10 protein-coding genes are annotated in these 13,750 nt (G+C 72.2%); 7 read left to right on the forward strand and 3 right to left on the reverse strand.

Going from position 1 to position 13,750, the window contains the following annotated elements:
* Window positions 1-11: 11 nt before the first annotated feature.
* Together OG207_RS32435 and OG207_RS32440 are read right to left on the reverse strand one after the other, a co-directional pair.
* Entirely contained in the window at window positions 12-2,600 is a 2,589-nt protein-coding gene (locus tag OG207_RS32435) for an MXAN_6230/SCO0854 family RING domain-containing protein (RefSeq protein ID WP_329103411.1), read from the reverse strand.
* A gap of 154 nt (window positions 2,601-2,754) precedes the next feature.
* Entirely contained in the window at window positions 2,755-3,402 is a 648-nt protein-coding gene (locus OG207_RS32440) for a TetR/AcrR family transcriptional regulator (RefSeq protein ID WP_329103413.1), read from the reverse strand.
* Between the two features lie 124 nt (window positions 3,403-3,526).
* Between OG207_RS32440 and OG207_RS32445 the strand changes: the two genes are divergently transcribed.
* The 4 genes from OG207_RS32445 to OG207_RS32460 are packed head-to-tail and all read left to right on the forward strand — an operon-like array spanning window position 3,527 to window position 7,765.
* Complete coding sequence (locus OG207_RS32445) at window positions 3,527-4,324, forward strand: acetoacetate decarboxylase family protein (protein WP_329103414.1); 798 nt, start codon at window positions 3,527-3,529, stop codon at window positions 4,322-4,324.
* A 1-nt stretch (window position 4,325) separates the two neighbouring features.
* On the forward strand, window positions 4,326-5,210 hold the full coding sequence (locus tag OG207_RS32450; RefSeq protein ID WP_329103416.1) for an SDR family NAD(P)-dependent oxidoreductase: 885 nt from the start codon (window positions 4,326-4,328) through the stop codon (window positions 5,208-5,210).
* A 12-nt stretch (window positions 5,211-5,222) separates the two neighbouring features.
* Window positions 5,223-6,545 carry an amidohydrolase family protein gene (locus OG207_RS32455; protein WP_329103419.1) on the forward strand — a complete coding sequence of 441 codons (1,323 nt, stop codon included), beginning with the start codon at window positions 5,223-5,225 and terminating at the stop codon, window positions 6,543-6,545.
* The gene (locus OG207_RS32460) at window positions 6,542-7,765 is read left to right on the forward strand and encodes an amidohydrolase family protein (protein WP_329103421.1); all 1,224 of its coding nucleotides are present in this window, start codon (window positions 6,542-6,544) and stop codon (window positions 7,763-7,765) included. Before OG207_RS32455 ends, OG207_RS32460 begins: the two co-directional genes overlap by 4 nt.
* 25 nt (window positions 7,766-7,790) lie before the next feature.
* Here OG207_RS32460 and OG207_RS32465 read toward each other — a convergent pair whose 3' ends face one another.
* Window positions 7,791-10,901 (reverse strand): NACHT domain-containing protein, encoded by a 3,111-nt coding sequence (locus tag OG207_RS32465; RefSeq protein ID WP_329103423.1) that lies wholly within the window; start codon window positions 10,899-10,901, stop codon window positions 7,791-7,793.
* Between the two features lie 115 nt (window positions 10,902-11,016).
* Here OG207_RS32465 and OG207_RS32470 point away from each other — a divergent pair, with 115 nt between their 5' ends.
* From OG207_RS32470 to OG207_RS32480, 3 genes are read left to right on the forward strand one after another with little or no spacing between them, the layout of a single operon-like run.
* Window positions 11,017-11,934 (forward strand): sterol desaturase family protein, encoded by a 918-nt coding sequence (locus OG207_RS32470; RefSeq protein WP_329103424.1) that lies wholly within the window; start codon window positions 11,017-11,019, stop codon window positions 11,932-11,934.
* Window positions 11,931-12,617: a lysoplasmalogenase gene (locus OG207_RS32475; protein ID WP_443072774.1), complete on the forward strand. Its 687-nt coding sequence runs from the start codon at window positions 11,931-11,933 to the stop codon at window positions 12,615-12,617. Before OG207_RS32470 ends, OG207_RS32475 begins: the two co-directional genes overlap by 4 nt.
* Window positions 12,618-12,673: 56 nt before the next feature.
* Window positions 12,674-13,717 carry a zinc-dependent alcohol dehydrogenase family protein gene (locus OG207_RS32480; protein WP_329103426.1) on the forward strand — a complete coding sequence of 348 codons (1,044 nt, stop codon included), beginning with the start codon at window positions 12,674-12,676 and terminating at the stop codon, window positions 13,715-13,717.
* The last annotated feature ends 33 nt before the right edge of the window (window positions 13,718-13,750 follow it).

Raw genomic sequence — 13,750 nt, forward strand, 5'->3', positions numbered from 1 at the left:
CTTCCCGGCCGTCAGCCCAGGGCGGCGACCAGGTCGCCCGCCGCTAGCTGTTCGAGGCCGCAGCCGTCAACCGGCCCCGGCAGCAGCCGGTATGCGCAGCCGCTCGCGCCGGCGGGCGCGACCTCGCCGTCCACCAGCGCGAGGAACACCGACCGGCCCGAAGCCGTGGCGCCCGCGAGGGCGTCGACCTCCGTGGAGGCCAGCACGTCGTCCGGATCGCGCAGGCCGACCACCCGGGCGGCGAAGGCCGCGGCGTCCTCGCCGGAGTCCCGGCGGTAGGTCCACAGTTCGTCGGGGTCGCTCGGCCGGGGCGTACGGCGCAGCACGGCCACCTCGCGGCAGCGCGCGGCCGCGTGCCAGCCGGCCAGCTCCCACAGGGTGGTGCGGCCGGTCGAGAAGTACTGGAACAGGTCGCGGCCGATCCGGGCCAGGTCCTCCTGGTGCGCCCACACGCTGTGGTAGCCCTCGTCGTCCGGCAGGTGGACGTCGGTCCACAGGAAGCCGCGCCGCTCCAGGTCGACGAGGAGCGGCACGTGGATCCGGGAGTTGCCGACCAGGTCGTAGCGCTGGCGCACGGTCCGCGGATCGTAGCGGGCGGTGCGGCCGGCCCAGCCGGGCAGGGCCATGAACCCGGCGAAGGCATCGGGCAACAGCTCGAAGGGGATGTTGTTGTAGCTGAAGACGACCGGCATGGCGAAGCGCACACCGGAGTCGGCCAGGGCGTCCAGGTCGATGTCCACGTACTCGCTCGCCCCGTGCGGCGCCGGCGCCGAGACGAGGTCGCCGGAGTGGACGACGGCCCGGGCGCCGTACACGAGGTTCGTGAAGTCGCACAGGCCCGCGTAGTTCCAGTCGGCGTCGAACAGCACCACCGACAGGTCCAGGTCCACGCGCTTGCGCGCCGGCTCCATCCAGTGCAGGAACATGCGCAGCACCTCGCCGTCCGGCAGTGCCTGGAAGCTGCCCTTGGGGACGGTGACCAGGGCTTTGGCCGCCGCCCGCTCGGCGGAGGGGACGTGGAGGTGGGCGAGGCGGGAGTCGAGGACCGCCACGTCGTACGGGTCGGCCGCGGCCAGCCGGCGCAGCACCTCGCCCTCGAACAGCTCGCACACCGAACGGGTCACCGCTTCGGTCAGCGGGGCCCGGTCGTCCGACACGGTGAAGGAGTGCGCGACCTGTCCGCGGGGGAAGAACACCCGCCGCGTTCCGGGGAGGTGGCGGATCCGCAGCCGGCCGAGCGCGGACAACATCGGCCCGGGCCCGACCTTCGGCAGCCGCCGTGCCAGTACCTCGGCGACCTGTGGCGGCAGCGTGTCGGCCGCGTACAGCCGCAGCAGGTGGTCCAGGCGGCGGACGAGCTCACCGGGCCGTTCGGCCAGTACGGCCAGGGCCCGGTCCGGATCCCCGCCGCGCAGGGCCTCCTCGGCGCGCCCCAGCCAGGTGGCCGCCCGGACCCGCGGGCCGTCGATCCGTACCGCGTGCGGGTACGCGGCCGCGGTGGCGAGCAGCGCGGCGCCGAGGGCGGTGCCGGTGGTGTCGGTGCCCCGGAGCACGGCGAAGGCGAGCGCGGCGCGCGGGTGGCGGGCGTACTGCTCGAACGGGTGCAGGATCTCGGCGGCCCGCTTCCACAGGTCCGCGTGGCGCAGGACGTCCTCGACGAGGAGCGCGGGATCGAGGCGGTCCAGGACGGCCAGCAGGTCGCGCCGCAGCGGGCGCGGCAGGGAGCGCAGGCGCGGGGGTTCCAGGAGGTCGGCCTCGCCGCCGGACCACACGGCGAGCAGCCGCAGCACGTCGGTGGCGGTGGTGAGCCGCTCGGGCAGCAGGGCCCGTACGGTCTCCCGCGTACGGCGTTCGCGCAGCAAGGTGCCCAGCACCAGGGCCTTGGTCTCCCGCACCGGTACGTCGTCCGGGAGCCAGTCGAGCCCGGCCGGCACGTGGGCGAGGAGCACCCGGGTCTCCTCCTTGTCCTGCGGGGAGAGCGGGGTGCGGCGGGCGAGCAGCTTCCCGAGGGCGGTGACGGAGTCGGCCGCGCGGTCGGTGCCGAAGGACAGCAGCCGCAGCGGGCCGCCTCCGGAAGGGACCTCCCCCGGGTGCGGGGACGGCCGGATGAAGGGATCGGCGGCGTCGAGACGGCGGTGGCAGATCGGGCAGCCGGTGTAGTCGGCGCCGTCCCAGCAGGTCCGACAGACCAGGTGGGCGCAGGGGGCGACGGGGTGGACGCCGCCGACGGTCCCGCACAACACGCACGGCTGGTCCGGCCACTGCAGGAGCAGGGTCAGGACGCGGTCGATCCACAACGCGTGGGTGTCGTCGGGCACCGAGGCCGGGAACGAGCGGAACAGCGGCATGTGGGTGCGGTCCGCTCCCAGCAGGATGTCGATGTCCCGGATCAACTGCGCGCCCGCGGCGGCGAGTCCGGTGGGTCCGAGCCAGGCGAGCGCCGAACGCAGCGGGACCGTCAGGGCGTAGCCCCGGTCGAGCAGTTCGGCCTCCAGGGCCGTCAGGCCCTCGGACGTCGACGGGTCGCCCGGGCGCGGCCCGGCCTGGTCGACGTAGACGGTGTGCAGACGGCGCAACAGGACGGTCGACAGTTCGGGCAAAAGGGGGAGTCCTCCGGAACCGGAAAGAAGAGGGTGGGCGGGGACGGAGAGGGGACGCGCTACGGGTCGTCGTAGGAAGGTGAGAAGGAAGCACGTCGCGGAGCCGCCCCCGCGCCGCAGATACAACCACGGGCCCGGGAGCGCGCCAAGCGATTTATCGCGGCGGGGCCGCGTCGGCCGCCGGGTGCGGTGCGAGCAGGGCGTGCACCAGGGCCCGTACGGACAGCAGGAACAGTCGGTCCGGGTCCGCCGGGCGGGCCAGGGCGCGGGCGAGGGCCGGGTCGTGGGGGGCCGCGGCCGGGTCCCAGAGCTCGCTCTCGGCCGGGGACTGCGCGGGGGCGCGTTCGCGGTTGCGTTCGACGAGCAGGTACCCGACCACCTGGAACTGCACGGCGCGGACCGCGTCCGCCGCCCGGGCGCCGCGCAGCCCGGCGGCGTGCACCTCGTGGACGAGTGCCTGCTGGGCGGGCAGGAACATCCGCTCGGTGAGCCCGCGCTCGTGGACCATCGCGATCAGGTGCGGCCGGGTCCGCAGTTCGCGGCGCAGGATCCGGGCCACCGCCAGGATCCGGTCGGCGGGGGTGCGGCCGGTGGGCCGGATCGCGCCCATCTCCTCCACGGTCCGCTGGACGAGGGCGTCGAGCAGCGATTCGCGGTTGCCGACGTGCCAGTAGATGGACGTCACGGCGGTGCCCAGTTCGGCGGCGAGCCCCCGCATGGTGAGCGCGGCCGGACCGTGCTGCATGACCAGGGAGGCGGCGGCGTCCAGCACCTCGTCACGGGTGAGCGTGGTTCTGGCCACGGCGTCCACCACCAATCTGTTGGACCGTCAATTCTGGTGCGTGCAGGGGGCTTTACCCTTCATCGGCAGCGGTGTAACTGTGTTACAGAATCGACTCCCCCCGAGCCGAGGGATGGTGCGAGACATGGCACGCGTACGGTACGGAGCGCGGACCGAGGCCGAGATCGCGGCGTCGCGCGAGAAGAGTTCGAAGCTCCCCGACATCTGGTCCACCGGCGTCGTAGCCGTCTGGGAGAGCGACCCCGACGTGGTCGCGGCGGTCCTGCCGCCGCCGCTCAAACCGGTCGACCGACCCTTGGTGCGGGCCAACATCAGCAAGGTCGACCTGCCCGGCTACCCGCTCGGCGCCGGCTCGGTGGCCGTCGCCGCCCAGCACGGCGGGGTCGAGGGCTGGTACCCCCTGGTCATGCCGATGACCCTGGAGCGGGCCCTGACCGGCGGCCGCGAGGTCTTCGGCGAGCCGAAGAAGCTCGGCGAGGTCACCGTGGAGCGCGACGGCCTCGTCGTACGGGCCGCACTCGCCCGGCACGGGATCGCCTTCGTCGAGGTGCGCGGGGCCGTGGACCGCGCGCTGCCGCTGCCCGAGCCCACCCAGAAGATCGACTTCTACTTCAAGTTCCTGCCCGCCGTCGACGGTTCCGGCTTCGACGTGGACCCGGTGCTCGTGCACTGCACGCGCAACGAGAAGGTCCGCAAACTGGAGCACGTCACCGGGGACGTCGTGCTGCGCGAGTCGATGTTCGACCCGGTCGCCGACCTTCCCGTCCGCCGGATCGTGGAGATCACCATCGGCGAGAAGACCACCGACCAGAAGGGCCGCGTCGTCGAACGGGTCAGCGCCCAGGCCCTGCTCCCGTACGTCCACCAGCGCTACGACGACCCCATGCAGATCCTCGACGGACCGCCCGAAGGGAGCCTGTGAGATGCGGCTCGAACCGGGACAGGTGGCCGTCGTCACCGGCGCGGCCAGTGGCATCGGCCTCGCCATGGCCCGCCGCTTCGCCACCGAGGGACTGAAGGTGGTCCTCGCCGACGTCGAGGAGGCCGCCCTGCACAAGGCCGCCGACGAACTCGTCGCGGACGGGGCACAGGTCCTCGCCAGGGTGGTCGACGTCAGCGACCGCGACTCCGTGATCGCGCTGGCCGACGCCGCCTACGAGACCTTCGGCGCCGTGCACGTGCTCTGCAACAACGCGGGCGTCGGCTCCGGCGCCGAGGGCCGGATGTGGGAGCACGAGCCCAACGACTGGAAGTGGGCCTTCTCCGTCAACGTGTGGGGGGTCTTCCACGGCATCCAGGCCTTCGTCCCCCGCATGATCGCCGCCGGCGGCCCCGGCCACGTCGTCAACACCTCCTCCGGCGACGGCGGCATCGCCCCGCTGCCCACCGCGTCCGTGTACGCCGTCACCAAGGCGGCCGTGGTCACCATGACCGAGTCGCTCTACGCCCACCTCAAGGCGGAGGGCGCCGCCGTCGGGGCCTCCGTCCTCTTCCCCGGACCGCACATGCTGCGCACCGGGCTGTGGGAGTCACACCGCAACCGGCCCGAGCGCTACGCGAAGGAACGCCCGCGCAAGGCTCCGTACCGCAACCTCGACCAGTACGAGGCGGCGATGCGCGAGGCCGGCCACGAGGTGCGGTTCACCCCGGTCGAGGAGGTTGCCGAGCACGTCGTCGACGGCATCCGCGCCGACCGCTTCTGGATGCTCCCGCCCGGCGAGCACAGCGACCGGCAGATCCGCGCCCGGTCGCAGTCGATGCTCGACCGGACCAACCCCGGCTACCTGGAAAGCTTCATCCTCGACTGAGGGGCGTCTGTGGTGAGTACGAACGAAGACCGGCCCGGAAACCCGACCGAAGGCCGGACCGAAGACCCGTACCTGATCATCTCCTCCGACTGCCACGCCGGCCTGCCCACCGAGCAGTACCGGCCCTACCTGGACTCCCGCTTCCACCCCCAGTTCGACGAGTTCCTCGGCGAACGCGACGCCCGCCGGGCGGAGGCCACCCGCCTCGGCGTCCGCAACGAGGCCTTCGCCGAGAAGTGGTTCCACGACCACGAGGAAGGCCTCAAGGGCGGCTGGGACACCGGGCAGCGGCTCAAGGAACTCGACGGCGACGGCGTGGCCGCCGAAGTCGTCTTCCCCGACGCGGACGCCGTCGACAGCCAGACCGCAGCCCCCTTCGGCGTCGGCCTCGGCCTCTCCGGCGACCAGGACCCCGAGCTCGGCATGGCGGGCGCGCAGGCGCACAACCGCTGGCTCGCGGAGTTCGTCGGGCAGCACCCCGAGCGGCACTGCGGGGTCGCCCTGCTCCCCATCACGGGCGAACCGGAGAAGGTCGTCGCCGAGATCCACCGGGCCAAGGAGTCCGGGCTGGGCGCGCTGATGATCCCCGCGATGTGGGTGGACAAGGCGCCGTACCACGACCGCCGCTACGACCCCGTCTGGGCCGCGGCCGCCGAGACCCGGATGCCGATCGTCACCCACTCCGGTTCCTCGCCGCGCCACGAGTACGGCGACCACCTGGGCATCTTCGTCTCCGAGGTCACCTGGTGGCCCGCCCGACCGCTGTGGTTCCTGCTCTGGTCGGGGGTCTTCGAACGCCACCCCGGCCTGAAGTTCGGCGTCGCCGAGGCGGGCTGCTGGTGGCTGCCCAACCAGCTGTGGTTCATGGACCGGCTCTACCTCGGCGCGCACGGCGGCAAGAAGCTCTCGCCGTTCGAGGAGCTGAAGCGGCCGCCCAGCGAGTACCTGGACCGTCAGGTGTTCATCTGCGCGACGAACACCAAGCGCCGGGAGCTCGCGCAGCGGTACGAGATCGGTGTGGACAACATCCTGTGGGGCTCGGACTTCCCGCACCCCGAGGGCACCTGGCCGAACACCCGGGCCTGGCTGAAGAACACCTTCCACGACATTCCGGTCGTCGAGGCCCGCCGGATGCTCGGGCTCGCGGCGGCCGAGGTCTTCGGCTTCGACACCGCGGAGCTGGCCCCGATCGCCCGCCGGATCGGCCCCACCCCGGCGGAACTGGGCCAGTCCCCGGACCAGGCGGCGGTGGAGGCCTCCTGGGCCCGCTCCCGCGAGGTGGGCCGCCACTGGCTCACCGACCACGACTTCCCGGTCCTGGGGGTTTCGCAGTGACGGGCGACGACCGCTACACGGTGATCTCGGCGGACTGCCACGCCGGCGCCGACCTGCTGGACTACAAGCCGTACCTGGCCAAGCGCCACCACGAGGACTTCGACGCCTGGGCCGCCACGTACGTGAACCCGTACGAGGACCTCCTCGCGGACACCGCCGACCGCAACTGGAACTCGGCGCGCCGCCTCGCCGAACTCGAGGCGGACGGCATCGTCGCGGAAGTCCTCTTCCCGAACACGATCCCGCCGTTCTTCCCCAAGGCCTCCCTGATGGCCCAGCCCCCGACGGCCGCCGAGTACGAGCTGCGCTGGGCGGGGCTGCAGGCCCACAACCGCTGGCTGGCGGACTTCTGCGCGGACGCGCCGGGGCGGCGGGCGGGGGTCGCGCAGATCCTGCTGAACGACGTGGACGCGGCGGTCGGCGAGATCCGCCGGGCGCGGGCGGCCGGCTTGACGGGCGGCATCCTGCTGCCGGGCGTGCCGCCCGGCTCCACCGTTCCCGAGCTGTACTCCGCCGCCTACGACCCCATCTGGGCGGTGTGCGACGAGCTGGACGTCCCGGTCAACCACCACGGCGGATCGGCCTCACCACCGCTCGGCGACGAACCGGCGGCCCGGGCCGTCTTCATGGTGGAGACGACCTGGTTCTCGCACCGCGCCCTGTGGCACCTCGTCTTCGGCGGGGCCTTCCGCCGCCACCCGGGCCTCAAGCTGGTCCTGACGGAGCAGGGCTCCGGGTGGATCCCCGGCGTGCTGGAGATGCTGGACTACTACCACGGCCGCCTGGTCGCGGCATCGGCCACGGCCGAATCCAAGTTCGGGGCGGGCCTCGCGGAGTCGATGGGCCGGGGCCCGAGCGAGGTCTGGCGGGACAACTGCTTCGTGGGAGCGAGCTTCATGCGCCCCCACGAGGTCCCGCTGCGGGAGCGGATCGGCCTCGACAAGATCATGTGGGGCAGCGACTACCCGCACGACGAGGGCACCACCCCCTTCTCCCGCGAAGGCCTCCGCATCGCCTACGCGGGCCTGCCGCGCGAGGAGGTCGCCGCGATGGTCGGCGGCAACGCGGCCCGCGTGTACGGCTTCGACCTCGCCCTGCTGGACGCGGTCGCCGCCAAGCACGGCCCGCTGGTCTCGGAGATCGCGAAGCCCCTGACGGAGATCCCACCGGGAGCCACCAGCCCGGCCTTCGCCCGGGGGAGCTCGGTCCGGGTCTGGTGACACCGGCTCCCGCCGGGGCGGCACGTTAGAAGAACGTGATCCGCTCCGGTGGGATCCGCTCTATCCCCGTGAACGAGGTCTGCCGGTCGAGTTCCAGGCGCAAGTGGTCCGCCCTCGCCAAGGGTGAGACGTCCACGGTCCCGGCGCATTCGGCGAGGCGCAGCCGGGTGAGCGTCGGAAGGTCCAGCAGGGGCTCCAGGCCACCACCATCGAGCCCGCAGCGCAGCAACATCAATTCCTCCAGATGCCGGTACGGCAGCAGGTGGCCGAGGTCGACCAGCGTGGTGAACCGGATCTGCAGGGAGGTCAGACCGGTGAGCGGCCACCCTGCCACGAGCTGTACGTACTGGATGTCGCCCGAGACCGTGAGCGAGGTCAGCGCGGGCCAGCGCTCGAGTCCGTCGAGGGAGACTCCACGGGCGCCCTGCCACAAGGTCAGTTTCGTCAGTTCCGGCGCGGCGGGGATGTCCGCGAGACGTCGTTCCTTGGGCTCGAAACCGATGACCAGTGAGCGGAGCCCTGCGACTCTGCCGAGCGGGGCCAGGGACATTCCCTCCGGCACGTAGCCGAACGACAGGCTGTTCACGGGTAGTCCGCCCACCGGCTCGATGCCCTCCAGATCGGGGCAGTCGAAGACCCCGAGATGCCGCAGGGCGTCGTGGCCCGCCAGCGCCGACAGATCCCGCAGTTCGGGATTTCCCTGAAGCACCAGCCACTCCAGGTCCCGCCGGGTGCTGATCACGGCGGGTATGCGTCCGGTCCAGCTGAGGTGAACACGGCGGATGTGGGGAAGCCCCGCGTACGCCGTCAGTTGCTCGGGGGTCCGGATGTGCAGATGTGCCTCGCCGGGGGAAGCGTTGGCCAGCACTGATTCCGCGTAGGCGGTGGTTTCGAAGCGCCCCCACGACTCGGAGACCTCGTGCGCCACCTCGTACCGGTGGTCCTGACCGAAGCCGGCGATCACCTGGAGCGCCCGGTCCCCGCCCACCAGCGCGGCCGTCCGGATGCATGAGGCAGCCTCGCCCCCGCTCAGACCGTCGGGACCCGGCAACAGCTCCAACACCATCTCCCCGGCTTTGGCCAGGTCCTCTGCCTGTTCCGGAGTTCGTGGAGGCAGCAGCTTCGCGGTCCTGGCCTGCACTTCGCCATGGATCTCCGGGTCCAGCTCGGGAGCGTGGTCCAGGCAGGCCGCGGCCAGGAGTACCAGCCGGTGGCGATAGGCCTTGACCTTCTCGGAGCGCCGGAGCAACTGGCGTAGCAGGCGGGCGCGTTCATCGGGGCGGGCATGGCCCACGGCCATCCGGACGACGTCGTCCCAGGCGTCCTCGTGCGCGTGTCCCACCAGCACGCCGAAGTCCCGGGCCTCCACGGCGGCCTTGGCGCCGAGGTAGTCCCGGAAGGTTCGGTGCACGAACTGGACCGAGCCGGGTACGGGCTCGATCAGCAGGCCGCTGCGGATCAAGAGGTGGTTGAACACCTGCTGTGCGCTGCTTCCCTGGGCCCGGACTTGGGGCATGGCATCGAGCCATCTGTCCACCATCGCCACGACCTCGTCGTGGTCCGCCTCCAGATGCTCGTTGCGGATCAACCAGTAGGCGAGCCGCTGGAGCAGCAGTGTCTGCTCGTCCCGGGACAGGCAGACCCCCTCGACCCCGGTGATCTCGCGCTCGTTGTCACGGCGGACGAGAAGCATGTCGAGCGCGGCATCGTAGAGCTCCTTGCGGGCGCGCGGGAGGTGCATGTGCCGATCCCGGTTGAGCGCACAGAGCAGTGCGCACATCAAGGGGTTGGTCGCCAGCCGTCCCAGGTCGCGGCGTGTACTCACGGCCCGTACGAGGGACTGTTCGTACCGGTCGAGGTGAGCCAGCTCCTCGGCGGAGTGGCAGTCAGTTCGCGCCGCGTCGTGCCAGTGGGTGATGAACGCCTTGGTGCCCCGACGCTCCATCGGTAGGAGGGAGCTCCGTGAGAAGCCGTGGCCCGACAACCAGTCCTCCCTTACCGCCGAAGGCCGGGTCGTCACGACGTACCGGGCGTCCGGATACGCTCCGACCAACGACCACAGCCAGGCCTCCGTCTGGTTGCGCAGGTGCTGCGGAACCTCGTCCACGCCGTCGACGAGGACGAGTGCCCGCCCGCTGCGCATGAGGGCCGATGCCCAGCCCGGGGGTGCCTCGCCATGCAACGGGACTCCCGTCGCCTGTAGGAAGTACTCCGGCATCGGCGGCGGTTCCTGGGACCTGATGAGGGAGCGCAGACGCAGGACGAACGGCACCGACCGGTTCAGTTCGTCGAGCTCCGGACCGAAGGTCCGCCGGGCGGCGTTGAGCGCGAGCCATTGGACCAGGGTGCTCTTGCCGGATCCGGCCGGTCCGCGTAGGAGGAGCCGCGGAGCGTCCCGCAGCGTGTGCTGCACATCGGTCGAGGTCCTGTGGGACCCCAGCGCTTCCTGGGGGGACTCCTCACCGCTGACCGACAGGCTGATGTACGCCACGTCCAGCGGCCATTCCTGGCGGGAGCGGCTGAGGGTGAGGCCGAAGAGCTGGAGGCGGCCGTGGGCGCGGGCCACGTACTGCGCGTACCGCTCCTCGAAGGCGTACGCCGCTCCGGCCCCGGTGGAGCCCAGTCGGTCCAATGAGCGCGCCAGCTCGCCCGTCCGCCGGACCAGTTCCACCTCCGCACGGGCGCCGAAGCCCGGCAGGGTCGTCACGTACTCCACCGCGTGGGTGCAGCACAGCCGGACCAGCCGGCCGTACAGGGCCTCCGCCGCCGGGCTCAGGCCCGCCGGGGGGTCGGGGAGGGTCGCCGCCAGGGCCGTCGGGTCGAGGTCCGCCGCGAAGAGGGACTCTGGGTCCAGGGGGCCGAGCGCCGCGAAGGCGTCGCCGATCGCGTCCAGCGCCGCCAGGCGTTCGTGCTCCGGCAGCCGGGCCGCCGCCTCGCCGAGGCGCTCCGCCAGGGCTTCGGCCAGGCGCCGCAGCTCCGCGTCGCCGAGTTCCGCCGGAGGCTTGCGCCAGCGCGGGGCCGGCCGTGTCGGGTCGGCCACCAGGCCCGCTCCCGGGGCCCGGGCCAGGAGGGACTTCACCAGCGTCCCCGCCGCCGTCCCCGCCGCCCGTAAGAGAAGCGTCTCCAAGCCCGTCATGCCCCGCCCTCCCCTTGGTCCGGACATCATCGCGTGAACCGCCGGTAACCCCGATGGATACCGATCGGTAACAACCCCTAGCGGCACCCCCGAGAGCGCCTCTATGGTGCGGGACATGCCGAACCTGCCCGATGTCGTGCTGTGGTCCATACCTGCCTTCGTGCTGCTCACCGTCATCGAGGTGGTGAGTTACCGGCTCCATCCCGACGAGGACGCCGCCGGCTACGACGCCAAGGACGCCGCCACGAGCATCACCATGGGGCTCGGCAGCATCGGCTTCGACCTGCTCTGGAAGATCCCGGTCGTTGCCGTCTTCACCGCGGTCTACGAACTGACCCCGCTGCGCGTGCCGTTCCTGTGGTGGACCGCCCTGCTGATGCTGCTCGCCCAGGACTTCCTCTACTACTGGCAGCACCGTCTCCACCACGTCATCCGCATCCTGTGGGCCTGCCACGTGGTCCACCACAGCAGCCGGCGGTTCAACCTCACCACCGCCCTGCGCCAGCCCTGGACCAGCGCGACCACCTGGTGGTTCTACCTGCCCATGGTGGCCCTCGGCGTGCATCCGGCGGCGATCCCCTTCTGCTACGGGATCAACCTGCTCTACCAGTTCTGGGTCCACACCGAGCGCATCGGGAAGCTGCCGCGGCCCTACGAGTACGTCTTCAACACCCCCTCCCACCACCGGGTCCACCACGCCTCGCAGGGCGGCTACCTCGACCGCAACTACGGCGGCATCCTGATCGTCTGGGACCGGATGTTCGGCTCCTGGGTGGGCGAGACGGACAAGCCCGTCTACGGGCTCACCAAGAACATCGGCACCTTCAACCCGCTGCGCGTGGCCACCCACGAGTACGCGGCCATCGCCCGGGACGTGCGCGCCGCCGGGAGTTGGCGCCAGCGGGCCGGACACGTCTTCCGCGGCCCCGGCTGGCAGCCCGCATCCGCATCCGCACCCACAACCGCATCCGCTCCGGCCACCGGTGCCGCCACCGACCCCGCCGCCCCGGCCGTACAGGAGACCACCGCGTGAGCACCGCCGAGTCCCCGGGCCGACCCGCCCCCGCCTGGGCCGCGGACCCGACGCCGGCCGGTCGGTCGCGCCTCGGCCACATCGCCCTCCTGGCCTTCGCCGTGGCCGCCGCCGTCGACCTCGGCTCGCTCCTCGCCGGCTGGCACCTCGGGCACGTCGTCGCCAAGCCGCTGCTGATGCCGCTGCTGGTGACCCACATGGCCACCCGCGGCGCCCCCCGGCTGCTGCTCGCCGCCCTGCTGTTCGGCTGGGGCGGCGACCTGGCCCTGCTCTTCGACGCCGAGCCCGCCTTCCTCGTGGGCATGGGCTCCTTCGCCGTCGGGCACGTCTGCTACCTCGTCCTCTTCGGCAAGCGGCCCGCGAACCCGCTGGTCGGGGGTGCGTACGCGCTCGCCCTCCTCGGCACCGTCGCCCTGCTGTGGTCCGATCTGCCGCCCGACCTGCGGATCCCCGTGGCCGGCTACAGCCTGCTGCTCACCGCGATGGCGTTCCGTTCCAGCGCCCTCGGCCTGCGGGCCGGGATCGGGGGCGGGCTGTTCCTGCTCTCCGACACCCTCATCGCCACCGGCGTCGCCGAATGGCCCCAGCTGCCCCGCCCGGACTTCTGGATCATGGCCACGTACCTGGCCGCCCAGTACCTGCTGGCCACTGGCGCGACCTCCCGGGAAGCAGGCGTACGGTAGGACGGTTCCACAGTCGTACAAGACTGAACGATTTCGAACCGGAGGACTGCATCACCATGCGCGCCACCGTCATCCACGCCCCGCACGACATACGCGTGGAGGAGGTGCCCGACGCTGCGATCCAGCGCCCCGAGGACGCCGTCGTTCGCGTCCTGCGTGCCTGTATCTGCGGTAGCGACCTGTGGGCCTACCGTGGCGAGGCCGCGCGTCAGCCCGGCCAGCGCATCGGCCACGAGTTCCTGGGCGTCGTCGAGGAGACCGGCTCCGCCGTGTCCGGCCTGCGGGCCGGCGACCTCGTCGTCGCGCCCTTCATGTGGTCGGACGGCACCTGCGAGTACTGCTCCGAGGGCCTCTTCACCTCCTGCGAGCACGGCGGCTTCTGGGGCTCGGTCGGCCACGACGGAGGCCAGGGCGAGGCCGTCCGCGTCCCGCACGCCGACGGCACCCTGGTGAAGCTGCCCGCCGAGGCCGTTTCCGACGACCACCTGCTGACCGGGCTGCTCGCGCTGTCCGACGTCATGGGCACCGGCCACCACGCCGCGCTGGGCGCGGGCGTGCGCGAGGGCTCCACGGTCGCCGTCGTCGGCGACGGCGCGGTCGGCCTGTGTGGCGTCCTCGCCGCCAAGCGCCTGGGCGCCGAGCGGATCATCGCCCTGGGCCGCCACACCGTACGTACGGACATCGCCAAGCTCTTCGGGGCCACCGACGTCGTCGCCGAGCGCGGCGAGGCCGCCGAGGCGGCCGTGCGCGAGCTCCTCGGCGGCCGGGGCGCGCACGCGGTCATCGAGGCGGTCGGCACCGAACAGTCGATGCGCACCGCCGTGAACATCACCCGCGACGGCGGGGCCATCGGCTACGTCGGCGTCCCGCACGGCAGCGGCACCGGCCTCGACCTCGGTGTCATGTTCGACCGCAACATCACCCTGCGCGGCGGTGTGGCCCCGGTCCGCGCGTACATCCCGGAGCTGCTGGAGGACGTGCTCAGCGGCGTGATCGACCCGGCGCCCGTCTTCGACCGGGCGGTGTCCCTGGACGAGGTCCCGGACGGCTACCGGGCGATGGACGACCGCAGCGCGCTCAAGGTGATGATCAAGCCCTGATCCACCGCCGGGTGCGAGCGCGGCCGGGCCGGG

The sequence above is a fragment of the Streptomyces sp. NBC_01439 genome, from assembly GCF_036227605.1.
GTDB lineage: Bacteria > Actinomycetota > Actinomycetes > Streptomycetales > Streptomycetaceae > Streptomyces.